Genomic DNA, 25,465 nt, shown 5'->3' on the forward strand with positions numbered 1-25,465 from the left:
GCGGGTGTTGCAACTTGTCGGGGACGGTTATCCGTAACGCATGACCGATTTCTATTTCCTCAAGGCCGGGCACTGCACCAGATGCCATGAGCCGTTGGCGAGCACCGCCTTCATGGTGGTGGAGAAGATCGCCTGGCGCGTGATCGGCTCTGGCGCCGATGGCCTCGCGCTCACGCAGAAGCAGTTCGCCCCGATCTGCGAAGCCTGCCCCACGCCAAAGGAAGCCGCAACCAGCACCTACACCCGGCCATGCCAGGGCTGCGGCCTTACCGTCAAGCATAGTGGGCTCTGGGGTCGGCGCTGCTGCTCGGAGAGGTGCGCTAAGCGCCACAGACGACGCCGCAAGCAGGACTGCCGACCAGAGAAGCAATGCTCGGTCTGCAAGCTGATGTTCAAGCCAGCACGATCAGATGCCGAGTACTGCTCAGGAGCCTGCCGCCAATGGGCATTTCGCCGCCGTCAGTAACGGGTAACGGTAACGGTCCGGTCTCCACCTATAGGGTGGAGAACCGTGACGTTACTTCGTTACCAGAGTAACGCGTGACCAGCTTCGTGACCGTGACGTTACCGTTCGTTACCAAAGGACAATCATTGATGAAACAGCGAACCAACACAGCCAACCTGAAGCCGTGGAAGCCTGGACAGAGCGGAAATCCCCTCGGCAGACCTCTTGGCGCGAGAGCAAAGTTTTCCGAACAGGCGTGCGCCGATGCGCTGGCGGATTGGACGACTAACGGCGCGGATGTCCTGGAGCGTGTGCGAGCGACGGACCCGAGCACCTATCTGCGCGTGCTGTTCAGCATCATCCCGAAGGACATTGCAGTATCGATCGAAAACCGCACTGGTCCGATGGACAGCGCTGAGATGCAGATGATGCGCAGGCTAGTGGCGATGATCCGTGCAGCCGCTGATGCCGTCGATACAGAGACGGTGTTCGCCTGGCTCGAGGAGGATCTGAGAGCTCGTGTTGCGAAGCAAATCAACGCCTGACAGATGCGAAATCCGCTCGGCATCGAACGATTTCAATGGTTTGAGTCGTTGGTGTTGCGCTGGTGTTGCAAAACACCCGGATTTTCGGAGCGATTGGGAATTGTTGCAAGACGCTGTCAGGGCGCTTGTCGGACGCTTGGCTTACATTCTCGTCAACTGATTTGGAGAGAATGATGGCAACGAACTACCAGCTTTATCGACCGGCGACTGTCGCCAGCAACGCCGCTAGCGGCTTCGGAGTGGCCACACTGGTTGGCAGCTATTCCAGCCAGGCCCTCGCAATGTCCGCGCCTAGCGTTGCGGGCGACATCATCGTGCCGCCTGGTTACGATTGGTCGCTGACAGCTTTCCGGCCCCAGCTTGCGAATGCGGCGCAGGTGACCGGCGTTCCGCAATACGTCGTGACCGGCGGCGGTGCTGGCACGGTGACGAACTATCTCGGGCCGGTGCTGTAATGGCCGACGTAGCTTTCCGTTACCCGCGGGCGGACCTTCTGAGGGGCGCTGCCGAGCGCAAGGGTTTGACCGTCTCGGCGTATCTCCGCTCATTGGTGGACTCCGCATTGGCTTCTGAGGGCTTCCCCGTAGCCGCGCAGCAATACTGCTTGGTTCGGGGCGGTGAGCTGATCGCGACCAGCTTCAGGCCAGCCAAGGACGAGGACGGCGGCGAGTGGCTGCCGATCGAGAACGAGGACAACCAGCCCTTTGATCCGGCGCTGCACTGGCGTCTGAAGCCTCTCCCGCTTCGCCTCGATGGTGATCGGGTGGTGCGGACCTATCCCGTCATTGCCAAGTGTCAGGAGCATGCATGACCGGCCTTGCATGGTGGTCGCAGACGGCAGGGAGCAACGCGAACCAGGACCCGACCATAAATTGGGCAGAAGGAATGGCGCCCAGCGCGGTCAATGATAGCGCGCGAGCCTTGATGGCATCCGCCGCCAAGTGGCGGGACGACATCACCGGCGCGATCACCACGGCCGGCACCTCGACGGCTTACACCGTCACCAGCAACCAGAGCTTTGACAGCCTCTCCCGGCTCGCCAACCAGATGATCGCGTTTACGCCGCATGCGACGAACGGTGCGACCGTGACGCTGAACGTGGACGGGCTCGGCGCGAAGCCGTTGCGATCGTCTCCAGGTGTAGAATTGCCCGCGGGTACCTTGGCTCGGGGTACGCCATATACTGCGATCTACAACAGCACCGATGGCGCATTCTATCTGCACGCCTTCTTTGGCAGCCCGTACCAAGTACCGCTTGGCGCTATTGTTGAGTACACCGGAGCGTCAGTCCCGAATAGCTCGTTCGTTTTCCCGGCGGGCCAAGCTCTCAGCCGCACGACTTATGCATCGTTGTTCAGTCTGATCGCGATCACATATGGGGCCGGCGACGGGTCGACGACCTTCAACGTGCCCGATCTGACGGGCCGTGTGACTGCGATGAAGGAAGCTACGCCGACCCGGCTCACCTCGACCTATTTCGGGGGCAATTCATCTGCGATGGGTGCAGCGGGCGGCGCCGAAAGTCAGACGTTGGGTGTGTCTCAAGTCCCGGCTGGCATTCCTGTCAGTGTCACGGGCACATTCTCGGGTAATTCAACGCAATCAGGCGGTGGTTTCGTTCTTGGCAATAACGTTGCGTCCGCTGTTGCGGGCGGCGCTGCTGGTGCATTGCAAATTCCCATCAACTTCGCCTCGACAATTCCTGTGTCCGGCACCATCTCCGGCTCCGGTACTGCCTCTGGCGGCGGCGGTGCGCATGCAAATGTGCAGCCCACAATTATCCTAAACAAGATTATGCGGGTGCTTTGATGTCCGAAACCGAACAGCCTCGCGATGCGGCGACGGGCCAATTTGTCTCTCAGGAGGCGTTTGGCATCGAGAGCGTGGAGATCGCTCAGGGCTACATCCCGCGCCCGAATGCGGCGAGCGCCGATCCTGAGCCGGTCGATGAGCCTGAAGAATACGACATCAATGACGAGGAGCAGATCCGAAAGCTCGCGGCCAAGAGGTTTGGTAGCGAGGCTGAGCCGAGGAAGATCGAGCTCTTTGCGGCTGATGGGTCTCCGGCGCCGGACAATCTTGCGCAGACCGTAGAGCAGGCTGCGGATGATCTAGCCCATGTGCATCGCACGGGTGCAGAGGAAATCGAGCAAGCTCACCTGGACCGGCTCGCCAAGGAGGTTGACGAGGCTCGCGCTGAGCGGATCAAGGGTGATCCGAAGACGGCCGAGCACTATGGTCTCGACGCTGACGAGGTCGAGGCAAACGCAAAAGCCGCGAAAGACGTCACCACAGCCGAGGAGCCGGGCCCATCCGCTGAAACGACGGTCGATGGCTTGGACCCGGAGGTTGCGAAGGCGCTCAAGCTGCCGCAGGTGCGTCAGGCGATCGAGCAGGAGCTGGCGCAGGTCGACGAAGCCAAGCAGACCTATTCGAAGGCGTTGAATACCGCTCACCTGGTTTCGCAGGAGATGATTGTCGAGCTCCTTCCCGAGCTTCGGAGCTTCTCACAGGAGCAATGGGCCGATGCAATCATAGCACTGCACCAGTCCGATCCAGCGCGGGTTTCTCGTGCGATGGGCATCCTGCAGCGAGGCGCCCAGATCGAGGCCGCGCAAGCTGACTGGCAGCGGTATCAGGCGCACGAGGAGCGTCAGCAGTTTGAGAATTATGCGAAGGCGGAGGATCAGCGCTTCGAGCAAATGCCGGAATGGGCCCAGCTCGGGAAGGCGGAGCAGACCAAGATCAGTGGCGCGCTTGTCGAGTATGCCGGCGAGCTGGGGATCGATCAGCAAACGCTTGTCCACTTGATCCAGACAAACCCGATCATGCGCAATGCTGCGTTCCAGAAGATGATGGTGGATGCGGCGCAGTACCGAATGATCAAGAAAGCGCCGGCCAAGGCCATTCCCAAGGCCGTCCCGGCGGTTCAGAAGCCGGGTGTTGCCGCTCCAAGGGGGCAGGCTAGCGCAGAGAGTATCCAGGCGCTGACCAGCAAGCTAGCCAGCTCCGGATCGGTGGAGGACGCTTATGCGCTCTACCAGGCTAAGCAGCGTCGTTCGAAAGGATAGGTCCAATGTCAGACGAAGAGAACAGCATCGATATCGCGCGCAGGATGTCGCGAAACTGGATTGGGGAGGAGCGTTCGCTGGACGGCATGCGAGACGAGTTCAAGCTGTTCGGCCATGACAGGCGCGCCGGCATGCTGGACGAGCTCGACGCCGAGTTCAATAAGATGAGCGTTGACGGGGACAATCTGAGGCGCTTCGCGGAGTTCTCGACCTTCCGTCGCGACCTGCACAAGCTGCATCATGACCTGCGAAAGGCCCGCCGTTGAACAGTCCGGTTATCCAGGCGCTGGTGGATGCCCGCGTTAGTGAAGCCGGGCAGCGCGATGCAGTGATCTTTCAGGAGGTTTTCGACAGGCTCGGGGAGCCGCCGCCGGTCAAGGCCAACGTGCCCCAGGTGTTTATCGAATGGTGCCTTCAGCGTGGTGTAAAGTTTTTGCCGGCGCGTCCAGGCTCGGTTGCACTCTATCTGCTCGAGAATGCCGACGACGGGCTTGATCTGGTGCGCAAGCTGGCGAAGGCGATTTCGGACGCTCATGTTTGTCGCGGTCTCGCAGATCCGACGACGACCTGGCCGGTGCCTGTTGCAATGTCCAGGATCGCGGAAATCCAGCCTCCGCGATCATGGCCAAAGGAAGAGAAGCGGCGCTTCCTCGAGCTCCCCTATGAGCTTCAGGTTTATTGGGCGAAGCACGAAGACCGCCGCGACAAGGAAATTCGCAAAGCTTTCAATGAGGCCGCCAAGGCTCGCCTGGCCGCTAAGCAATATGAGGAATTGGACAGTGGCAAGAAATCTGACGCCGCCGCTTGAGGAGCGTATCACGGCACTCCGCGTTGACGTGGAGCGCTTCATTGCGGAGCGCGTGGCTGAGCTAAAAAACCAATGCCCAAGCGTCCCTGAGGGCGTGCTTCGCATGGAGCTGATGGGCAAGTCGGGATGTGAGTGCAGAACCGTCCTCGCGATCAAGGCGAAAGACGCTGAGGAGGCGGCCAATGTCTAACGGGATCCTTGGTGCCTTGTTCGACCCTGAGGTTATGGCACGAGCGGAACGGCGGGCTCAGATCATCAGCAGGATTGCCGAGCAGATGGGCGTCTCCAAGGACGAGGCGAGCAGTGCGCTCTGGCATTTTGAGAATGTGACGTCCTCGGAAGGGCAGACGCTCCATTGACGCACTGGACCGACGCAATCAGCGGTGTTCTCGATCATGCCGAGCGGCTTGATGCTGATCTCGAGTATTTCGCTGAGCATCATCTGAAAATCCGCCCCAAGGCCGGCGGCCTGGTGCCATTCAAGTTCAACCCGGTCCAGCGGAAGCTCCATGCGATCATCGAGGAGCAGAAGGCCAAGACAGGGATGGTGCGCATTGTCGTGCTCAAGGCGCGGCAGGAAGGCGTCAGCACTTACGTCGCGGGCCGCTACTATCACAAGACCATCCGTAAGCCTGGCTTCCTGACTGCGATCGTGGCGCATGAGAAGCCTGCTGTTCGCAATCTTTTTGGCCTCGTCAAGCGCATGCATGATTGCATGCCTGATGATGTGCGGCCGGTGACGGGCGCGAGCAATGCGGAGGAACTGAAGTTCAGCAGCATTGATAGCGGCTATCTGGTCTCGGTCGCGACAGAGGACGGGGCAGGGCGCTCGTCAACTGCGCAGGCGCTGCACGCCTCCGAGGCGGCCTTCTGGGTGAACCTTAAGGAGCAGCTAGCGGCGCTGATGGAAACCGTGCCGGATCTGCCGGATACCGAGATCATCGTGGAGACCACGGGCAACCAGTTCGGTGATGAGTTTCACCAGTTCTGGTGCAAGGCGCTTGCAGGCGAGAACAGCTTTAAGGCCGTCTTTCTGCCATGGTCGGACGATCCGACCTACCGGAAACCTGTTCCCGACGATTTCGAAATGACCGCGGATGAGAAGCAATTGGCAGAGCTCCACGGCCTCGACGCCGAGCAGATTTACTGGCGCCGCTGCAAGATTGCGGATAAGGGCGACATCAATTACTTCAAGCGTGAATATCCGCTGACACCGGATGAAGCCTTCCTTGCCTCCGACTTTGACAGCTTCATCCCTCACGAGCTCGTTCTGGCTGCCCGCAAGCGCCAGGGCTCCTCGATCGGGCCGCTCATCGTCGGAGTAGATCCCGCCCGGTTCGGCGCCGACAGTACGGCGATTGCTTGGCGCCGCGGCAGTGGCATTGAGAAGATCGAGAAGCGGAAGCACCTCGACACCATGCAGGTTGCCGGCTGGATTGCTCAGATCATCCGCGAGGATAAGCCGGCCAAGGTGAATATCGACGTGGGCGGGCTGGGAGCAGGGATCTATGACAGGCTCGTGGAGCAGGGCTATGGCGGCTTCGGAACGGGGCAGCTCAACGCAGTCAACTTCGGCTCCAAGCCGATCGAACCTCCCACCCTGGACGAGAATGGCAGGCCTTCAGGCGGTCCTGAGAACCGCCGCGCCGAGATGTGGCTGAACGTCAAGAAGGCTCTGGAGGGGGCCTATTTCGCGCTGCCGGACAGCGATAGCCTGCAGACTGACCTTTGCGGCCCTGGTTACAGCTACACCAGCGACGGCCGGCTTAGGTTGGAGAGCAAGGACGCCATGAAGAAGCGAGGCATGCCGAGCCCCGACGAGGGCGATGCGGTCGCGTTGTGCTTCAGCGAGCCGGGCGGGTCTGCGATCGTGGTCAACAGCAACTTCAATCGGGTGATCGAATACCCGAACGTGGGGTATGTCTGACCGGACGATGATCGGCCGCCTTATCGAGGCTTGTCTGACCGGCGAGAGGTGTTTGGTGGCTCGAAACGTCCCGGCCATCTCGCATCAAGGGTTTCGGCTTCTCGCGCAGCGCCAGCTTTGGACGGCGGCGACCGAAGCGATTCTGCAACTTAGTAGCATCCACCCCCGCGCTCAGCGGCGCTTCTTGGAAGCATGGTCCATAATTTCATTCACTAGGTATGTGACTGACCAAGATCTACTCTTCGCTTTGTTGCGGAAGGTGATGCCGCCCTATAGCGGTGGTGACGAGCTCCTCTTTCGCGGCCAGCGGCGCGGCGATCGCGTTGGAGTATCGTGGACGCTCGCTCCACATATCGCGCTTAAGTTCGCATGTTATGGTGAGCAGAACGTCGATCCGATCAAGCTGGCGCTGGATGGGCCCGACAAGCCCATCGGAGATGATGCAGTCATCATGAGCGCGGTGGTGCCGGCGCCTGCAATCATTTCCGCACCATGCCTGGTGAACGCTCTGGATGGCGAGTACATCATCGATCCGCGCGGCCTTGAGTTCGCCTCTCAGCCGGCAGCAGAGGCTGCGCCCTGGGTTAAGGAGCAGGTTCTCGAGAGCCTGGGCCTGTGTGCAATGCTCTCGCATCAGATTGCGGCGATTGGAGACCGTCATGGTATCCCGATGGATGAGCCTCTCAACGAACTTATCATGAGGGCGGCTGACAGCGGCGACGTGGAGGCGCAGACGTTGCTTTCCAGCGGCGTGCTGGATGCCCTGATCTCGATTAAGGCGTTGGCTCCCTTGGTGCCGGGCCACGAAGCCTATCTCGGAGAGGCGGCGGCCTTTTAGGGGCTTCGCGCTTCTTGTTCGCCCTCAGATCCAAGGCCGGCGCCGATCGCGCTCGCCAAGTGCCCGTTCGGCGTCCAATGGTAGTGGATATTGGACGAGACGACGGCGAACACGATCAGACCCTATTTGTCGGACCAGCGCTCGATAACCCCAGTCAATCCGCCAGAGTTTCCGAACCGCTCCGACGCCTTAACGTTCGCCCGGTTGGTATCGAGGTTCATTCGGCATTGGATGTAGGCCGGATCTCCGGGCTTGGTGCCGTAGGATTGGCATTGCCGATCGTCAGCAGCCAAGCGTTCTTCCGTGGTCTGGCAACCAGCCAGCGACAGAACAGAGACAATGAAGACGCTTAGCGCCATAGCCGCGATGGTGCGCTGCCCGACCGCATTGATACGATGCATAGGAAGCCCCTCCCCTGGGGCGATTCAACCGGAACGGGCGCACAAAGGCAATGCCCAAATTAGAACCGCATGACTATCCATAATCATCCCGAATGGATGTGGAGATGAGCATGGACATGATCGATCCTCACAACGGCAGAGTTGTTTTTTGACGGCATCCACGAGGTGAAAATCGTGGGCGGCGTCGTTCGCATCACGCTGTACAGCCGGCAGGATGGAATAGGCGTCGTCGTTGCGCGTCTCGCGCTGCCGCTCTCCGAGCTTCCTGACGTGATCCAGGCGCTCGCGATCGCGCTTGCTAAAGCGGAGAAACGAACTGGCGCGCCGAAGCGCCCTTAGAGGGGGTGAAATCGTTAGCAAATCAGTGTAGGCTGTCCGTGGGTGTGAGAACCCGGACCTAGATAGACCGCATTCCCTGGCAGGAATTTGCCTGACGCCTGGCAGCGTTGGGCGGCGGTTGAATGAACGGACGCGCTTGGCGGCGCGGCTCCGACCCGAGAGTTATTGCCTATTCGGTTCCGAATGGCAAGGCCGGGGGCGGACAGTGCTGTCCAGGGCGAAAGCCTAAAAACGTCCGACCAGTCTCTAGGCTGGTTCTCACCCCCCGGCTGCCTCGTCTGTCACGGGGCGCGGCTGTGAGAAGCCAAAAACCTAGAGAACCACCATGAAAGCCCAACACGTCCTAGACGCCCCTGGAGAGCCCCAGGAATCATTCGCCGCGCTCGCGGCTGCCGTACACCCCGCCTGGCATCAGGCCATCATACGACTCGCTAATGCCTCTGAGCGGGTTGCCTTCCGGTTGGAGGCGTACATGGGCACGCCCATCGACCGCGGGATGGCGCACCATGCCCGAGAGCTGGTCAAGGACCTGATCGATTTCCTGGACCAGTTGGAGGCTGATCCCGACCTGGAGCCGACCTGTGGCGTTGCCCACGGCCAGCCGCCGATGGCGGACGAGTGTGAGCCGGCCGAGGACGACGAGTACAGTGGCGACGAACACGAGCCCTCATTAGGCGCCTGCGAAAACCATCCGACAAGCCCATGGTCGGGCCAGCCGAACTTGCCGCTCCGTTACGATAACAGCGGCGGGCAGCAGCTGTGGGCACGGTCAGGGACCGACGACCTTGAGGACGAGCACGACGGCCAGGAGCCTGAGCTGTGCGCCTGATCCGGCTCCTCGTCATGCGAGCGCGGGTTAGGCTCGCCTGCTGGGCGATTAAGGGCAGTCTCCTGTTCGCCAAGCTCTATGGCGTCTTGATGCCGGAGGAGCATCGTTGAAACCAAGGGCGCTGCCGGGCTCGAAATCCCTGTCCCCCCGGCAGCGTCCTGTTTCAAGACTGGGCACTGAAATCCCACTCCGTTTCTAATGTGCAATGGTCGTGCCACAGGTTTGTGACAGTGCGCATCGGCCCGCCGGTTCGCGCTGTTCCATCCGTTAGGGCTCCTCCGGCGGTAGCTTCGCGAGCAGGTGGGGCCAATTGCGCTTAACGATGGCGCGGATCTCTGGGTCGACGACCTCAATGGTGTCGAAGCTTTCGATCTGCAATCGAAGTTCTTCGAGTTGATCCGGATCGAGGGGCTCGCCGCGATAGAACTCGATGGGCATGGTTGCCTCCGATCAGAGCTCACGCCCCATCGCGGGATGGCTCCGGTTCTTGACCTTGATCCAGTGCTTCTGCCGACCGCCACGATAGGGCCGATCGCGATGCTTAGAAACCAGGCCCTCAAGTCCCATACGGCAGGCGGCCAGAAACAGGTCGGGCCCGATCTCCCCCCGCTCAAAGGGGGCCATGCTGATGCCGTCCGGCCGCCGCGCCAATAGCCGCTGCAGGTTTGCTTTGCGCATGTGAAGGGGCAGGGGCCGCAGATCATCGCCGCCCATCGCAAGGATATCGAAGGCGTAGAGCTGCACCTCATGGTCGTATTGTCGGCTGTGCAGCGCGTTGAAGTCGCTGATGCCGTCGACGCCAAGGATGACAGCCTCCCCGTCGATCACAAACCGCTTTTGCCGGTTCTTCAGGGCCGCCTCCGCGATCCACGGATAGCGTTTCGTCCAGTCGGTGCCGTTGCGAGACAACAGGCGCACGCTGTCATTCTCCCGGATGACCAGCATCCGATAGCCATCGTGCTTTACTTCGTGAATCCAGTCCGGTCCTGATGGGACCTGCTTGCCGGCGGTCGCCAGGCAGAGCTCGTACGCCATACGCATGCTTGCCGCAGATAGGAGCCCGGGCAGGTTTTTGCGAGACCTATGTGAATCGACCGGGAAAATATGCAGTGGGAACCGTGCGAAAGCGAACAGAGCAGCCTTTTGGCCTGTGAGTAGGCTTGGCTGTGCTCGGTGCAACCGACGCCGGGCATCCCCAGAGGCCCCGGCCTACACCCCAGACAGCCCCCCCCGGGCCGGGGCCGACTCGAGATCTAGCGTTATTGGCTATTGCGTAGCCCCATGATCGCAAGCCGCGGGTTGCCTCGCTCAAAGTCCGGCCGAACGTCGGCGCCGCGTGATCCGCATCCCTGACAGACGAACCGCGGCTCGAGATCGGATAACCGAACATCATCAGGCCAGCGGCCGGCATCGAGAGCAACGTGATGGCCGCAATGGCAGTAGATGAGCACGCCAGTCAGGCCCATCTCGCGCATCTCTCCGAACGTGATCTTGCGCGGCCGGCCATCGGCGTGAGTGGGCGTGTGTCGTCGTACAGGGCGAGGCATGCCATCATCAAAGCGGCATCGTAAGTAGCTTGTAGCGCGGCAATCTGGGTAGGAAGTGCGCGGCAATCAGGATAGCGAGGTAGTGTCGCGGCCTGATGATGATTGCCGCGATGATTGTCGCGCGCAAGAGTTTTGTTGAACTCTGATTGTCGCGCAGCGTCAATCAGCGACGGTTTTGGGTGTCGCGTGCGATGGCGGCCGTCCGGGACCGCGTTTTCGTTCGAGGGCGGTCCGTCTGCGATAGCTCTCGACGTTCATCTCGACGATGGTGGCGTGGTGAACGAGGCGATCGATAGCGGCCAGGGTCATGGCGGGGTCCGGGAAGACCCTGTTCCATTCGCCGAATGGCTGATTGGCGGTGATCAGCATCGCGCGGCGCTCATAGCGTGCGCTGATGAGCTCGAACAGCACGCTGGTCTCGGCCTGATCCTTGGTAACGTAAGCGAGATCATCAAGAATCAGGAGATCGAAGCGATCGAGACGATTGATGGCCGCCTCGAGGTTAAGCTCGCGTCGCGCCAGCTGGAGCTTCTGCACGAGATCAGTGGTCCTGGTGAAGAGGACGCGCCATCCGTTCTCGATGAGGGCCAGGCCGATCGCTGCCGCCAAGTGGCTCTTTCCGCCGCCGGGCGGCCCGAACAACAGCAAATTGGCGCCCTTGCCCAGCCAGCTGTCACCGGCGGCGAGCGCCATCACCTGCGCCTTCGAGATCATCGGCACGGCTTCGAAGTCGAAGCTGTCGAAGGTCTTTCCGGCGGGCAAACGTGCTTCGACAAGGTGTCGTTCGATCCGACGGCGGCCGCGTTCGGCGATCTCGTGCTCGGCGATGGTCGCGAGGAAGCGGCCGGCCGGCCAGCCTTCCTTGTCGGACTGTTCGGCAAATTGCGCCCACAGCACCTTGATGGCAGGCAGCCGGAGCTCATTGAGCAACAGATTGAGGCGCGCGGCATCAACCGTGTTCGTTACGGTCATGCGGCACCTCCGGTCTCGGCGGTACCGATGAGGCATTCGTAGGTCGCAAGCGGCACGAGCTGCACCACGACGTTCGGCAGGTTGGCGGGATCGGGGGCGAAGTGAGCACGTAGCCGGTTGAGGTCGGGCAGTCGGCCGGCGTCGAGGTCGGCGGTGAGCTGATCGGCGAGTTCGGCCTCGCAGCCGCGCTCATGAGAGAGCGCGAGAAGATCGACCATGATCCGGCAGGCTTTTTTGTCCGGCAAGCGTTCGCGCAAGCGATCGAAGGTCTTCCGATAGGCATCGCGCGGGAACAGCCGATCTCGGTAGACCAGATTGAGAAGCGCCATCGGCTTGCGCCGCAGGGAATGGATCACGTGCCGATAATCGACGACCTGGTCGTACTTGCCATTGGGATGCGGCCGCCCACGCGGCAGGGTGACGAGATGGGTGCCGCCGACGAACACGTCGAGACGATCGTCGTAAAGGCGCACCCGCAGCCGGTGACCGATCAGGCGCGATGGCACCGTGTAGAACACCTTGCGCAGGGTGAAGCCGCCGGACGATGTCACGCGGACGATCACCTCTTCGTAGTCCGAGGTGCGGCGATCGGGCAGCTCCTGCAACTCCATGCGCTCGCTATCGATCCGCTTGGCCTTGCGGGCATTGCGGCGGCTGACGATCTCGTCGATGAAGCCGCGATAGGTGGCAAGATCGTCGAAGTCGACAGTTCCGCGCAGCAGCAAGGCGTCCGCGATTGCTCGCTTGAGATGACCGTGGGGGCCTTCGATCGAACCATTCTCGTGAGCAACGCCTCGATTGTTGCGGGAAGGCCGCATGCCGTAGTGGGCACAAAGGGCCTCGTATCGCTGCGTCAGATCGTCCCGTGCATCACGATCGAGATTGCAGAATGCGGCCGACAGACTGTCGGTCCGATGCTCCCGCGGCGCCCCACCCAGCGACCAGAGGGCATTCTGCAGGCCTTCGGCCAGGGCAACGAAGCTCTCGCCGCCAAGCACGACGTGGGCGTGCTCGAACCCGCAATAGGCCAAACGGAAGTGATAGAGACGATGATCCAACGGAGCACCCGCGATCGTCACACCCAACTCGCCCATGTCGGTGAAGTCGGAGAGGCCGAGCTGGCCAGGCTCGTGGGTTTGGCGGAAGATCACCTCCTGCTCCTCGCCGTGGACCGCCCGCCATGCACGGATCCGACGTTCCAGGGTACGACGGATACCGCTGCCGAGATCCGGATGACGCCGTAGCATCTCCTCGAACACCGCCACCGGGCGTAAGCCAGGGGCCGCCTTCAGGATCGGGACGATCTCGGTCTCGAACACGTCGCTCAACGGGTCCGGTCGTCGCCGGCCGCGGGGCGCCTTCCTTTGCGATGGAAATCGGGGATCTCTCTCGATCCGATAGGCGGTCGACGCACTGAATGACGCCTTGGCCGCCGCCACTGGCGGGCTATCGGTCTGACGGTACTTCATGTAGAGCCTCATCTGGTGATCTGTGATGTGTCGGCCGGGCAAGCGAGTGATTCCTCTTGGCGGAAGAACCACTTGCATAACCCCGCCGGCCGCGATCACCAGTCGGCGCGGTCCTCCTCGGGATCGCGCCGACGCTGGGCTCGTAACTCCGGTCGGGCTACGCCCTCCCTACGTCACGAGCCCAGCGAAACTCTCTCACCTTGAATGACGCTGCCTTCCATCCTGATCGCCGCGCGACAGTAGCTCGCAAATTATCGATTCCTAGCGGTCCGCAGCGCGCGCGAACCACTGCCTATCGTGGGTGTGGAGAACGCGGCTATTCGATCCCCGGATCGTGTTGCTGAGCTTTCACGACGATCGCCAGGAGGCCAAGCACAGCGGCCGCAATCAGCAGCAGAACGGCGCCGATGAACCAGACACCAATCATGACGCGCCTCCGGTGAACATATCGCGAAAGCTCGTGTTGCCGCCGTGTTGCGTGGAGCAGTTTGTAATGTCGCGTAACGCGTTGAATTTGCTGCTAGCGAGTTGAAGCGCTGCGCAACACGGATTGCCACGCAGAACGAAGCTGCAACGGCCCCAAGCTCTTGTTTTGCTAGTGAAAAATTTGGCGATCCCGGCAGGACTCGAACCTGCAACCCGCGGAGTAGAAATCCGCTACTCTATCCAGTTGAGCTACGGGACCGTCTTGAGCCGCCCCGGTTCAGGGGGCGGCCATCCACCTAACATGCCAATATGAAAAATCTGGTGTTTCGCCAAGTCTGAACCGAACCGATTTCCTCGATGCCGCGACAAAGCGGAACGGCGGGGTGTCAGGGTGCCGGGTTGAGCGGCAGCGCAACGGACGATGGTTCACATCGCCGGGAAGCGCTGAAGAGCTTCCGGGACACGGCTGCCGGTCGACTGGCTAGGTGTTGCTGCGCCATCAGGACGGCGTGCGTAGCGACATTGCGGCCGCTCTCCTCTAGGCTTGCCTTGTCATGGCGAATGCGACGATTTGCACCTTCGGTTCCATCGCCTTGAGTCCGTCACCTTTCCGCGCATTTCGTTTGCCGCCGCGGCGTTCGTCCGCGTTTTCCGGGAGTCCATCATGATCGGTCTTGTTCGCGCCGTCACAATCTGCGCCACGCTGGCGCTCGGCCTTTCGGCTGCGCAAGCCGCCGACAAAGCGTTCAAACGCGACGATCTCGCCGATTCCGCCATCAAGCTGGAGGCCCAGATAAAGAGCGAGGCGGGGCCGGTCGCCAAGACGAATGCGACGCTCAAGACGGACGCCGACGCCGCCTTCCGCCGTAATGACTACCGCACCGGACTGTCCGTGCTCGGCCAGATCGCGGCGACCACGCCCGACGATGCCGGCAACTGGCTGCGGCTCGCCAAGGTGATCTTCCAGATTTGGCCCAAGAACTCGAGCGAGCAGACCTTCCTTTTGGAGCGCGCCTCGACCGCCGCCTACATCGCCTACCAGCGCGCCGGCAATCCGGGTGAGGAGGCCGATGCGCTCGCCGTGCTCGGCAAGTCGCTGGCCGAACGCAAGCTGTGGCGGCCGGCGCTGGATGCGCTGCGGCTGTCGCTCGAGGCGCGCGAGGTCGCCGACGTCCGCGGCCAGTACGAGAAAATGCGCGACGAGCACGGCTTCCGGCTGCTCGACTATACAGTGGACTCGGATTCGGCGAGCCCGCGCGCCTGCTTCCAGTTCTCCGAGGAACTCGCCAAGCGCACCGACTTCGCGCCGTTCCTGGCTCTCGCGGGCCAGGACAAGCCGGCGCTGTCGGCCGAGGGCAAGCAGCTCTGCGTCGACGGCCTCAAGCACGGCGAGCGCTACAACATCAATCTGCGCGCTGGCCTGCCGTCCACCGTCAAGGAAGGCCTGCCGAAATCGGCCGAGTTCAACATCTATGTGCGCGACCGCAAGCCCTTCGTGCGCTTCACCAGCCGCGCGTATGTGCTGCCCAGGACCGGGCAGCGCGGCATTCCCGTGGTCAGCGTCAACACGCCCGCGGTCAACATCAACGTCTTCCGGATCGGCGACCGCAACCTGATCAACACGGTGGTGGACAGCGATTTCCAGAAGATGCTGACCAAATATCTGCTCGGCGATCTCGGCGACGAGCGCGGCGTCAAGGTCTGGTCCGGCGAGCTTGCGACCGCGATGAATCTGAACCAGGACGTCACCACGGCATTCCCGGTCGATCAAGCGCTCGGCGAGCTCCAGCCGGGCGTCTATGTGATGACCGCCGCCGCCAAGGGCCCGGGCTCGGATGATGATTACCAGCTCGCCACGCAATGGTTCATCGTCTCCGATCTCGGGGTGACAGCCTATTCCGGCAATGACGGCATCCATGTCTTCGTCAACTCGCTGGCCTCGACCGATCCGGTCGGCAAGGCCGAGGTGCGGCTGGTTGCCCGTAACAACGAGATCCTGGCGAGCCGCAAGACCGACGACAGCGGCCACGTGCTGTTCGAGGCGGGCCTTGCGCGCGGCGAGGGTGGTCTGTCACCGGCGCTGCTGACCGTCACCGGCGAGAAGGCCGACTACGCTTTCCTCAGCCTGAAGACATCGGCCTTCGACCTTTCGGATCGCGGCGTTTCGGGGCGCGCGGTGCCCGCGGGCGCCGACGCTTTCGTCTATGCCGAGCGCGGCGTCTACCGCTCCAGCGAGACGGTATTCCTGACGGCGCTGCTTCGCGACGGGCAAGGCAATGCGGTGACAGGCGGGCCGCTGACCCTGGTGATCGAGCGCCCCGACGGCGTCGAATTCCGCCGCGCCGTGCTGGCCGACCAGGGCGCCGGCGGCCGCACGCTCGCCGTGCCGCTCAACTCGGCCGTCCCGACCGGGACCTGGCGGGTGCGTGCCTTCACTGATCCGAAGGGCAACTCGGTCGGCGAGACCACCTTCATGGTCGAGGATTACGTCCCCGATCGGATCGAATTCGACTTGTCCGCCAAGGACAAGCTGATCAAAGCTAACGCTCCTGTGGAGCTTAAGGCGAACGGCCATTTCCTCTATGGCGCGCCGGCCGCCGGCCTCGCGCTCGAGGGCGATATGCTGATCGCGCCCGCAAGCGAGCGTCCGGGCTTTGCCGGCTACCAGTTCGGCGTTGCCGACGAGGAGACCACCTCAAACGAGCGCACGCCGCTTGAGAATTTGCCGGAGGCCGACGCCAACGGCGTCGCGACATTCCCGGTGACGTTGGACAAGCAGCCGGCATCGACGCGTCCACAGGAGGCGCAGATCTTCGTCCGCATGGTCGAGACCGGCGGCCGCGCCGTCGAGCGCAAGATCGTGCTGCCGGTCGCGCCCGCCGCAGCGCAGATCGGGATCAAGCCGCTGTTCGGCGACAAGAACGTCGCCGAGGGCGACAAGGCCGAGTTCGACGTCGTGTTCGTCTCGCCCGAGGGCGAGCGGCTGCGCCGCGACGGATTGCGCTACGAGCTCCTGAAGATGGAGTCGCGCTACCAATGGTATCGCCAGAACAATTACTGGGAGTACGAGCCGGTCAAGTCGACCTCGCGCGTCGCCGACGGTGACGTCACTGTTACGGCCGACAAGCCGGCGCGGATCTCGCTCAGCCCGCAGCCCGGCCGCTACCGGCTGGATGTGAAGTCGAACGATGCCGACGGCCCGGTAACCTCGGTGCAGTTCGACGTGGGCTGGTATTCCGACGGCAGCGCCGACACGCCGGACCTCCTGGAGACCTCGATCGACAAGCCGCAATACGCCTCCGGCGACACCATGACCGTGTCGGTCAATGTCCGCTCCGCCGGCAAGCTCACCGTCAACGTGCTCGGCGACCGCCTGCTCACGACGCAGACCATTGACGTCAAGGAGGGTACCGCCCAGGTCAAGCTGCCGGTCGGCAAGGATTGGGGCACCGGCGCCTATGTGGTGGCGACCTTGCGCCGTCCGCTCGACGCGGCCGCGCAGCGCATGCCGGGCCGCGCGATCGGCCTGAAATGGTTCGGCATCGACAAGCAGACCCGTACGCTTGCCGTGAAGCTGACGCCGCCGGCGCTGATCCGTCCTAATGCGACGCTGAAGATCCCGGTCAAGCTCGACGGGCTCAATCCCGGCGAGGACGCCAAGGTCGTGATCGCCGCGGTCGATGTCGGCATCCTCAACCTCACCAATTACAAGCCCCCGGCGCCGGACGATTACTATCTCGGCCAGCGCCGCCTGACCGCGGAGATCCGCGATCTCTATGGGCAGCTGATCGACGGGATGTCGGGCACGCGCGGCCAGATCAAGTCCGGCGGTGACGCCGGAGCCGCCGAGCTCCAGGGCTCGCCGCCTGCGCAGAAGCCACTGGCGCTCTATTCGGGCATTGTGACCGTTGGTGCCGACGGCACCGCCGAGGTGAGCTTCGACATTCCGGAGTTCGCCGGCACGGCGCGCGTCATGGCGGTGGCGTGGACCGCGACAAAACTCGGCCGCGCCAACACCGACGTGGTGATCCGCGATCCCGTGGTCCTGACCACGACCCTGCCGCGCTTCCTGCTCAATGGCGACCACGGCACGGTCAATCTCGAGATCGACAATGTCGAGGGCCAGGCCGGCGACTACGTCGTCAACGTCAAGACCGGCGGCCCGGTGAAGATGACCGGCAATCCCGCAACCACGGTCAAGCTGGCCGCCAAGCAGCGCAACGCGTTCTCGCTCGCGCTCGATGCGACCGCGGCGGGGCAGGCGACGCTCGATGTCGACATCAGGGGACCGAATGGCCTTGCGCTGGCGCGCCACTATGCGTTCGACGTCAAGGCGGCAACACAGGTGCTGGCACGGCGCTCGATCCGCACCCTCGCCAAGGGCGAGAGCCTGACGCTGACCTCGGACATGTTCTCCGATCTCGTGCCGGGCACCGGCAGCGTCTCGGTTTCGGCGAGCCTGTCGACCGCACTCGACGCCGCGACGATCCTCAAAGCGCTCGACCGCTACCCCTATGGCTGCTCGGAGCAGATCACGAGCCGCGCCATGCCGCTGCTCTATGTCAACGAGCTCGCGGCCGGCGCGCATCTCGCCATGGACACCGAGGTCGACCAACGCATCCGCGACGCGATCGAACGGCTTTTGGCGCGTCAGGGCGCCAACGGCTCGTTCGGCCTGTGGTCGGCGGGCGGCGACGATGCCTGGCTCGATGCCTACGTCACGGACTTCCTGACCCGCGCCCGCGAAAAGGGTTTTGTGGTGCCGGATGTCCTGTTCAAGAACGCGCTGGACCGCATCCGCAACTCCGTCGTCAACGGCAACGAGCCGGAGAAGGACGGTGGCCGCGATCTCGCCTACGGTCTCTACGTGCTCGCCCGCAACGGCGCGGCGCCGATCGGCGACCTCCGCTATCTCGCCGACACCAAGCTGAACAATCTGGCGACGCCGATCGCCAAATCTCAGCTTGCGGCGGCGCTCGCTTTGGTCGGCGACCGCAACCGCGCGGAGCGGGTCTACGGCGCCGCCCTCGACAGCCTTGCGCCGAAGCCCGTGCTTGAGTTCGGTCGCACCGACTACGGCTCGCAGCTCCGCGATGCCGCAGCGCTGGTCTCGCTTGCCAGCGAAGGCAACGCGCCGAAGGCGACGCTGACGCAGGCGGTCTCGCGGGTGGAAGTCGCGCGGGGGCTGACGCCCTACACCTCCACGCAGGAGAATGCGTGGCTGGTGCTGGCGGCGCGGGCGCTGGCCAAGGAGAACCTCTCGATCGAGGTCGACGGCCAGCCGGTCAAGACTGCGCTTTATCGCAGCTACAAGGCGGACACGCTGAGCGGCAAGCCGCTGAAGATCACCAACACTGGCGACGCACCGGTACAGGCGGTGGTCTCGGTGTCGGGCTCGCCGGTGACGCCGGAGCCGGCCGCCTCTGCCGGGTTCAAGATCGAGCGCAACTACTTCACGCTCGAGGGCAAGCCCGCCGATATCAGCAAGGTCAAGCAGAACGATCGCTTCGCCGTCGTGTTGAAGATCACGGAAGCGAAACCGGAGTACGGCCACATCATGGTGTCCGACTATCTGCCGGCGGGTCTGGAGATCGACAATCCGAAGCTGGTCTCGTCGGGCGACAGCGGCACGCTGGACTGGATCGAGGACGGCGAGGAGCTCGAGGATACCGAGTTCCGCGACGACCGCTTCACCGCGGCCGTGGACCGGACCTCGGATTCCAAGGCGGTGTTCACCGTCGCCTATGTCGTGCGGGCGGTCTCGCCCGGCAAATACGTGCTGCCGCAGGCCCATGTCGAGGACATGTACAACCCCTCACGCTACGGCCGGACGGGCACGGGCAGTGTCGAAGTGCGGGCGGCGAAGTGAGTGGTGGGATGAGCGAGGCTGACAACGTATCTCGTCATTCCGGGGCGGCGCAAAGCACCGAACCCGGAATCTCGAGATTCCGGGTCTGGTCCTTCGGACCATCCCGGAATGACAGCAGCGGAGCGAAAGGCAGGGGCCCTCGCGCGCTCTCCGCCCTCGCGCTCACCTTCATCCTCGGCGTCATCGGCTTCGTCGCATGGGTCTATTCCCTTGGTTCTCTCCCGCTCGACGAGGCGCGGCAGGTCTCGACCACGGTCGTCGATCGCAACGGAAAGCTTCTCCGCGCCTACGCGATGGCGGATGGGCGGTGGCGGTTGCCGGTCGATGCCAAAACGAACGTCGATCCGACCTACCTGAAACTGCTGTTCGCCTATGAGGACCAGCGCTTTTACGCCCATAACGGCCTCGATCCGCTCGCGCTCGGACGCGCCGCGTTGCAGCTGGGAACGCGCGGCCAGATCGTGTCCGGCGGCTCGACCATCTCGATGCAGCTCGCCCGGCTGATGGAGCCGCGGCGGCAGCGCTCACTTTATACCAAGCTGCACCAGATCGTCCGCGCGATCGAGCTGGAGCGCAGCATGAGCAAAGCTGAGATCCTCAACCTCTACCTCGCGCTCGCGCCTTACGGCGGCAATCTCGAAGGCATCCGCGCCGCCTCGATCGCCTATCTTGGCAAGGAGCCGAAACGCCTCTCGCTCTCCGAAGCTGCCTTGCTGGTCGCCCTGCCGCAATCGCCGGAGACGCGCCGGCTCGACCGCTATCCCGAGACGGCGCGCAAGGCGCGCGATCGGGTGCTCGATCGCATGGTCGCGGAGCATGTCGTCAGCCCTGAGGATGCGGCGCAGGCCAAGGCCGCGCCCGTGCCAAAACTGCGCAAACCGATGCCGATCCTGGCGCCGCATGCCTCGGATTCCGCGCTTGCGACCGTCAAAGAGACGCCGGTCATCAAGTTGACGCTGGATGCGACCTTGCAGAAGGTGCTGGAGCCGCTGGCCCACGACCGCGCGATTGCGCTGGGGCCGAACATCTCGGTCGGCATCATCGTGGTCGACAATGAGAGCGGCGACGTGCTCGCGCGCGTCGGATCGGCCGATTATTTCGACGAGAGCCGGGCAGGGCAGGTCGACATGACCCGTGCCGTCCGCTCGCCGGGCTCGACGCTGAAACCGTTCATCTATGGCCTCGCCTTCGAGGACGGGTTCGTCCATCCCGACAGCCTGATCGACGACCGTCCGGTCCGCTTCGGCTCCTACGCGCCGGAAAATTTCGACATGACGTTCCAGGGCACGGTGCCGGTGAAAAAGGCGCTGCAATTGTCGCTGAACGTGCCGGCGATCGTGCTGCTCGACCGCGTCGGCGCGAGCCGGCTGGTCTCGCGGCTGCGCCAGGCCGGCGGCAGTCTCGTGCTGCCCAAGGACGAGGCGCCGGGCCTTGCCATGGGTCTTGGCGGCGTTGGCGTGACGCTCCAGGACCTTGCCCAGCTCTACACGGGTTTCGCCCGGCTCGGCACCACCAAGCCGCTGCGCGAGGTCATCGCGGCCAAGGACGACCGCGAGCCGATGCGGCTGTTGGACCAGGCCGCGGCCTGGCAGGTCGGCAACGTGCTGCTCGGCACGCCGCCGCCGGAGAATGCCGCTCACAACCGCATCGCGTTCAAGACCGGCACGTCTTACGGCTATCGCGATGCCTGGTCGGTCGGCTTCGATGGCCGCATGACCATCGGTGTCTGGGTCGGCCGGCCCGACGGCGCCCCGGTTCCCGGGCTGATCGGGCGCGTCGCCGCAGCTCCGATCCTGTTCGACGCTTTCGCCCGCACCGGCAAGACGCTGGCCCCGCTGCCGAAGCCGCCGAAGGGAACCCTGATGGCTAGCAACGCCAAGCTGCCGCTGCCGCTGAAACGGTTCCGGCCGATCGGGGAACTGGTGCGGACCGGGGGCGAGCAGGCGCTGCACATCCAGTTTCCGCTGAACGGCTCGCGGATCGATGTCGATCGCTCCGGCGGCCCGGAAGCCGCCGCCATGCCCGTCAAGGTCGCCGGCGGCGTCCTGCCCATGACAGTGATGGTCAATGGAACCTCGCGCGGCGAGATCGACGGCCGGCGCCAGCGCCTGATCGATCCGCCCGGCCCCGGCTTTGCGCGGCTCACCGTGATCGATGCCACGGGCGCCGCGGACACAGTTGTCATTCGAATTCAATAACCCTGGCTTAAGCGGTTGTGGCGATGGCGGTTTCAGCGTAAGCGGAACCAATGGCCGAGACCTACCCACCTCCCCGTTTTGGAGCGCCCCGCGAGCCCAAAGCGCCCGTAGATCCGGGCAGCCGGCTGGTGTCGCTGCTCGACGCCGTCACGTCCAGCCATGCCCGCGCGGCCGGCTTCCTGGTGCTGTGCGCGTTGCTGCTGTTCCTGCCGGGCTTCTTCACCATCCCGCCGGTCGACCGCGACGAGGCGCGCTTTGCGCAGGCGACCAAGCAGATGGTCGAGAGCGGCGACTATGTCGACATCCGCTTCCAGGAGGACGTCCGCTACAAGAAGCCGGTTGGCATCTACTGGTTGCAGTCGGCCGCGGTTGAAGCTGCCACGGCGCTCAAACTGCCGAAGGCCGAATTGCGGATCTGGGTCTACCGCATTCCTTCGCTGTTAGGGGCGATCGGCGCGGTGCTCATGACCTATTGGGCCGCGCTCGGCTTCGTCACGCGGCGCGCCGCGGTGCTCGCTGCGCTGTTGATGTGCGCCTCCGTGCTGCTCGGTGTCGAGGCTCGGCTGGCAAAGACCGACGCGATGCTGCTGTTCTGCGTGACCGCCGCGATGGGCGCGATGTCGCGCGCCTATCTGTCCTGGCAACGCGCCGAGGACGAGACGCATCCACCGTGGAGCTGGCCCGCGATCTTCTGGACCGCGCTCGCGGTCGGCATTCTGATCAAGGGTCCGCTGATCCTGATGTTCGCCGGCCTGACCATCATCGCGCTGGCAATCCTGGATCGCGATGCCTCCTGGCTGTGGAAGCTGCGCCCGCTCTGGGGCCTGATGTGGACGCTGGTGCTGGTGCTGCCCTGGTTCGTCGCGATCTTCTGGCGCGCGGGCGACGCCTTCTTTGCGGACTCCGTCGGCGGCGACATGCTGAGCAAGATCGGCGCCCAGGAATCCCATGGCGCGCCGCCCGGGCTTTACCTTGCGCTGTTCTGGATCACGTTCTGGCCGGGCGCGCCGCTCGCGGCGATGGCGGCGCCTGCGGTGTGGCGGGCGCGTCGCGAGCCCGGCGCGCAGTTCCTGCTGGCCTGGCTGATCCCGTCCTGGATCGTGTTCGAGGCGGTGTTGACCAAGCTGCCGCATTACGTGCTGCCGCTCTATCCGGCGATTGCGATCCTCACAGTTGGCGCGCTGGAGCGGAACGTGCTGTCGCGCTCCTGGCTCGCGCGCGGCTCGGCCTGGTGGTTCGCGATCCCCGCGGCGGCTTCGATCATCGCGGTGGTCGGCGCGGTCATGCTGACGCGGCAGCCGGCCTTCGTCGCCTGGCCGTTCATCGCGGCCTCGCTGATCTTCGGCCTGTTCGCCTGGTGGCTGTTCGACACCAACCGCGCCGAGCGGTCGGTGCTGAATGCACTGGTCGCCGCCCTGATGCTGGCGGTCGTGGTCTGGGGCATCGTGCTGCCCTCGCTGACCCCGCTGTTTCCGAGTATCGAGGTGGCGCGCGCGCTGCGCAACGTCAGCTGCGTCGGACCGAAGGCGGCGGCTGCCGGCTATCACGAGCCGAGCCTGGTGTTCCTCACGGGCACGCAGACATTGCTCACCGATGGCTCCGGTGCGGCAGACTTCCTGCGGCAGGGAAGCTGCCGCTTCGCGCTGATCGAGCAGCGCTCGGAGCGCAGCTTCGTGCAGCGCGCCGAGGCGATCGGGCTGCGCTACAAGGTCGGCGCGCGCATCGACGGCTACAATTTCTCGCAAGGGCGGCCGATCTCGATCTCGATCTTCCGTTCGGAAGGCACCGAGTAGGATGTCGGCAGCGAGCGACATCGCGGCGCGTGCGAGCTATCCTGCACAATTGTTCGCCGTGTCCGGACGCGCGCTGGCGCAGCTCGTGCGTGCACCGTCGCATTCGCGCCGCGCGGCTGCCGCGCGCAAGCTGGCACGGCATTCGCTCTGGCTGAGCGCGGCGGGCGCGGCCTTGATCATCGTGCTGATGGTCGCTTTCGACCTGACCGAGATCCAGCTGATGCCGGCGCGCGGCACGCCAAGCCTGTGGCCGGTCCGCATCCTCACCGATTTCGGCAAGGACGAGTATGTGCTCTCGGTGCTCGGCGCCGCGCTGGTGGTCGTGGCGCTCGTTGCGGCCGGCCTTCACGGCACGCGCCGCGCGCTGCTGCTCGGCTTTGGCACGCGGCTCCAGTACCTGTTCCTGTCCGTTGCTCTGTCGGTATTCGTTGCCGAGATCCTGAAATATCTCATCGGGCGCGGACGTCCGTTCGTCGGCGGCGTGGCCAATCCGTTCAACTTCATCCCGTTCGAGGGGACCGGGGCTTACGCCAGCCTGCCGTCTGGCCATGCGGTGACGGCGTTCGCCTTGGCGTTCGCGGTGTCGGCGCTGTGGCCGCGGCTGCGCGTGTTCATGTTCACTTACGCAATCGTGATCCTGCTGACGCGCCTAGTGCTGCTCGCGCACCACCCGAGCGACGTCACCGCCGGCGCCCTCTTGGGCATGGTCGGGGCGATGGCGGTCCGTTACTGGTTCGCGGCCCGCAGGCTGGCCTTTGCGATCCGGGCCGACGGCACCATTGTGCCTCTTCCGGGGGCGGATTCGGGCCGCCTCAAAAGGGTTGCCCGCGGGGCATCTGCCCCATAAAAGCGGCTGCTCTTGGGACCGCCGGTTCCTTGAGGGCAGGCCCATTCCAAACCACGAGCCTCCTTTGTCGACGTCCCAGCCTTCGGTTTCCATCGTCGTTCCCGTGCGCAACGAAGCCGACAACATCGCGCCGCTGATCGCCGAGATCTGCGCGGCGCTCGATGGCCGCTGGGCCTACGAGATCATCTACGTCAACGACGGCTCGACGGACGCGACCGGCGAGCGCCTGGTGGCGATGATGAAGCAGCGGGACAATCTGCGGCAGCTCCGCCACGCTAAGTCGGGCGGCCAGTCGGCGGCGGTGCGCAGCGGCGTGCGCGCGGCCCGCGGGCAGATCGTGGCGACGCTCGACGGCGACGGCCAGAACAACCCGGCGTTCCTGCCGGAACTGATCGCCGCGGTCGAGAAGGGCAGCAATGTCGGGCTCGCCGCGGGACAACGCGTCGGCCGCAAGGACACCGGTTTCAAGAAGCTTCAGTCGCGCGTCGCCAATGGCGTCCGCAACGCGATCCTCAAGGACGGCACGCGCGATACCGGATGCGGGCTGAAGGCGTTCCGGCGCGATATCTTCCTGATGATGCCCTATTTCGACGGTCTGCACCGCTTCCTGCCGGCGTTGGTCCGCCGCGAAGGCTTCGATATTGCCTATATCGACGTGATCGACCGGCCACGCCATTCCGGCGTGTCGAACTATGGTTTCTTCGACCGGCTGTGGATCGGCATCATGGACCTCGCTGGCGTGTGGTGGCTGATCCGTCGCAAGAAGCCGACACCAGAGGTGACCGAGGTGAACGCATGATCATTCAATACGGTCAGGCGCTGAGCAATTATCTTTACGACGTTTTCGTCGCCAAGTTCGATTTCTGGCTGGCGTTCGGGCTCGTCGCGCAGCTGTTCTTCACCGCGCGCTTCCTGGTGCAGTGGATCGCGAGCGAACGCGCCGGCAACAGCGTGGTGCCGATGGCGTTCTGGTTCTGCTCCATGGGGGGCGGGCTGATGACGCTGGTCTACGGCGTCGTGAAGCGCGAACCGGTCATCATTCTCGGACAGGCGCTGGCCACGATTATCTATGTCCGCAACATCATGCTGATCTGGAAGAACCGCGGCCGCGCCTCGAAGACGCTGGAGCGGTGACCAAAGG

At 63.8% G+C, this 25,465-nt stretch carries 25 protein-coding genes and 1 tRNA gene; 19 read left to right on the top strand and 7 right to left on the bottom strand.

Annotated elements, in window-relative coordinates; translation table 11 throughout:
* The first annotated feature begins 40 nt into the window (after positions 1–40).
* The 11 genes from AC5V87_RS20605 (at position 41) to AC5V87_RS20655 (ending at position 7,634) form a co-directional block, all read left to right on the top strand.
* The gene (locus AC5V87_RS20605) at positions 41–466 is read left to right on the top strand and encodes a hypothetical protein (RefSeq protein ID WP_495367606.1); all 426 of its coding nucleotides are present in this window, start codon (positions 41–43) and stop codon (positions 464–466) included.
* A gap of 74 nt (positions 467–540) precedes the next feature.
* Positions 541–990, top strand: coding sequence for a hypothetical protein (locus AC5V87_RS20610; RefSeq protein ID WP_495367607.1), 450 nt, complete (start codon positions 541–543; stop codon positions 988–990).
* Between the two features lie 173 nt (positions 991–1,163).
* A complete protein-coding gene (locus tag AC5V87_RS20615) occupies positions 1,164–1,445 on the top strand; it encodes a F0F1 ATP synthase subunit epsilon (RefSeq protein ID WP_495367608.1) in 282 nt (93 codons plus the stop codon).
* A complete protein-coding gene (locus tag AC5V87_RS20620; protein ID WP_495367609.1) occupies positions 1,445–1,801 on the top strand; it encodes a hypothetical protein in 357 nt (118 codons plus the stop codon). Before AC5V87_RS20615 ends, AC5V87_RS20620 begins: the two co-directional genes overlap by 1 nt.
* Positions 1,798–2,799, top strand: a complete 1,002-nt coding sequence (locus AC5V87_RS20625) for a tail fiber protein (protein WP_495367610.1) — start codon at positions 1,798–1,800, stop codon at positions 2,797–2,799. The genes AC5V87_RS20620 and AC5V87_RS20625 overlap by 4 nt, the downstream gene beginning before the upstream one ends.
* Complete coding sequence (locus AC5V87_RS20630) at positions 2,799–4,061, top strand: hypothetical protein (RefSeq protein WP_495367611.1); 1,263 nt, start codon at positions 2,799–2,801, stop codon at positions 4,059–4,061. Before AC5V87_RS20625 ends, AC5V87_RS20630 begins: the two co-directional genes overlap by 1 nt.
* 5 nt (positions 4,062–4,066) lie before the next feature.
* Positions 4,067–4,327: a hypothetical protein gene (locus AC5V87_RS20635; protein WP_495367612.1), complete on the top strand. Its 261-nt coding sequence runs from the start codon at positions 4,067–4,069 to the stop codon at positions 4,325–4,327.
* A complete protein-coding gene (locus AC5V87_RS20640) occupies positions 4,324–4,869 on the top strand; it encodes a hypothetical protein (RefSeq protein ID WP_495367613.1) in 546 nt (181 codons plus the stop codon). Before AC5V87_RS20635 ends, AC5V87_RS20640 begins: the two co-directional genes overlap by 4 nt.
* Before the next feature lie 182 nt (positions 4,870–5,051).
* Positions 5,052–5,228, top strand: coding sequence for a hypothetical protein (locus AC5V87_RS20645; protein WP_495367614.1), 177 nt, complete (start codon positions 5,052–5,054; stop codon positions 5,226–5,228).
* Positions 5,225–6,796, top strand: coding sequence for a terminase large subunit (locus tag AC5V87_RS20650; RefSeq protein WP_495367615.1), 1,572 nt, complete (start codon positions 5,225–5,227; stop codon positions 6,794–6,796). The genes AC5V87_RS20645 and AC5V87_RS20650 overlap by 4 nt, the downstream gene beginning before the upstream one ends.
* On the top strand, positions 6,789–7,634 hold the full coding sequence (locus tag AC5V87_RS20655) for a hypothetical protein (RefSeq protein WP_495367616.1): 846 nt from the start codon (positions 6,789–6,791) through the stop codon (positions 7,632–7,634). The genes AC5V87_RS20650 and AC5V87_RS20655 overlap by 8 nt, the downstream gene beginning before the upstream one ends.
* Before the next feature lie 122 nt (positions 7,635–7,756).
* Here the strand turns inward: AC5V87_RS20655 and AC5V87_RS20660 are convergent, their stop codons facing one another.
* A complete protein-coding gene (locus AC5V87_RS20660) occupies positions 7,757–8,035 on the bottom strand; it encodes a hypothetical protein (RefSeq protein ID WP_495367617.1) in 279 nt (92 codons plus the stop codon).
* Between the two features lie 174 nt (positions 8,036–8,209).
* Here AC5V87_RS20660 and AC5V87_RS20665 point away from each other — a divergent pair, with 174 nt between their 5' ends.
* Both AC5V87_RS20665 and AC5V87_RS20670 read left to right on the top strand, forming a co-directional pair.
* Positions 8,210–8,374, top strand: a complete 165-nt coding sequence (locus AC5V87_RS20665) for a hypothetical protein (protein WP_495367618.1) — start codon at positions 8,210–8,212, stop codon at positions 8,372–8,374.
* 472 nt (positions 8,375–8,846) lie between these two features.
* On the top strand, positions 8,847–9,203 hold the full coding sequence (locus tag AC5V87_RS20670; RefSeq protein WP_495367619.1) for a hypothetical protein: 357 nt from the start codon (positions 8,847–8,849) through the stop codon (positions 9,201–9,203).
* 267 nt (positions 9,204–9,470) lie between these two features.
* Here the strand turns inward: AC5V87_RS20670 and AC5V87_RS20675 are convergent, their stop codons facing one another.
* From AC5V87_RS20675 to AC5V87_RS20700, 6 genes are all read right to left on the bottom strand, one after another.
* The gene (locus AC5V87_RS20675; protein ID WP_495367620.1) at positions 9,471–9,641 is read right to left on the bottom strand and encodes a hypothetical protein; all 171 of its coding nucleotides are present in this window, start codon (positions 9,639–9,641) and stop codon (positions 9,471–9,473) included.
* A 12-nt stretch (positions 9,642–9,653) separates the two neighbouring features.
* Positions 9,654–10,238, bottom strand: coding sequence for an ATP-dependent DNA ligase (locus tag AC5V87_RS20680; protein WP_495367621.1), 585 nt, complete (start codon positions 10,236–10,238; stop codon positions 9,654–9,656).
* Between the two features lie 224 nt (positions 10,239–10,462).
* Positions 10,463–10,750: a hypothetical protein gene (locus tag AC5V87_RS20685; protein ID WP_495367622.1), complete on the bottom strand. Its 288-nt coding sequence runs from the start codon at positions 10,748–10,750 to the stop codon at positions 10,463–10,465.
* Positions 10,751–10,909: 159 nt separating this feature from the next.
* On the bottom strand, positions 10,910–11,722 hold the full coding sequence (gene istB, locus AC5V87_RS20690) for an IS21-like element helper ATPase IstB (protein ID WP_495367623.1): 813 nt from the start codon (positions 11,720–11,722) through the stop codon (positions 10,910–10,912).
* The gene (gene istA, locus AC5V87_RS20695) at positions 11,719–13,233 is read right to left on the bottom strand and encodes an IS21 family transposase (RefSeq protein ID WP_495367624.1); all 1,515 of its coding nucleotides are present in this window, start codon (positions 13,231–13,233) and stop codon (positions 11,719–11,721) included. The genes istB and istA overlap by 4 nt, the downstream gene beginning before the upstream one ends.
* A 566-nt stretch (positions 13,234–13,799) precedes the next feature.
* Positions 13,800–13,876 (bottom strand) — tRNA-Arg (locus AC5V87_RS20700).
* 405 nt (positions 13,877–14,281) lie between these two features.
* Here AC5V87_RS20700 and AC5V87_RS20705 point away from each other — a divergent pair.
* From AC5V87_RS20705 to AC5V87_RS20730, 6 genes are all read left to right on the top strand, one after another.
* A complete protein-coding gene (locus AC5V87_RS20705; RefSeq protein WP_495367625.1) occupies positions 14,282–19,486 on the top strand; it encodes an alpha-2-macroglobulin family protein in 5,205 nt (1,734 codons plus the stop codon).
* Positions 19,487–19,494: 8 nt separating this feature from the next.
* Complete coding sequence (gene pbpC / locus AC5V87_RS20710) at positions 19,495–21,684, top strand: penicillin-binding protein 1C (protein WP_495367626.1); 2,190 nt, start codon at positions 19,495–19,497, stop codon at positions 21,682–21,684.
* A gap of 50 nt (positions 21,685–21,734) precedes the next feature.
* Complete coding sequence (locus tag AC5V87_RS20715; RefSeq protein ID WP_456838526.1) at positions 21,735–23,477, top strand: ArnT family glycosyltransferase; 1,743 nt, start codon at positions 21,735–21,737, stop codon at positions 23,475–23,477.
* Between the two features lies 1 nt (position 23,478).
* Positions 23,479–24,324: a phosphatase PAP2 family protein gene (locus AC5V87_RS20720; RefSeq protein WP_456838525.1), complete on the top strand. Its 846-nt coding sequence runs from the start codon at positions 23,479–23,481 to the stop codon at positions 24,322–24,324.
* Between the two features lie 64 nt (positions 24,325–24,388).
* The gene (locus AC5V87_RS20725; RefSeq protein WP_456838524.1) at positions 24,389–25,123 is read left to right on the top strand and encodes a glycosyltransferase family 2 protein; all 735 of its coding nucleotides are present in this window, start codon (positions 24,389–24,391) and stop codon (positions 25,121–25,123) included.
* A complete protein-coding gene (locus tag AC5V87_RS20730; protein ID WP_456838523.1) occupies positions 25,120–25,458 on the top strand; it encodes a lipid-A-disaccharide synthase N-terminal domain-containing protein in 339 nt (112 codons plus the stop codon). The genes AC5V87_RS20725 and AC5V87_RS20730 overlap by 4 nt, the downstream gene beginning before the upstream one ends.
* Positions 25,459–25,465 lie beyond the last annotated feature (7 nt).

Source organism: Bradyrhizobium sp. SOJA106, from assembly GCF_059448745.1.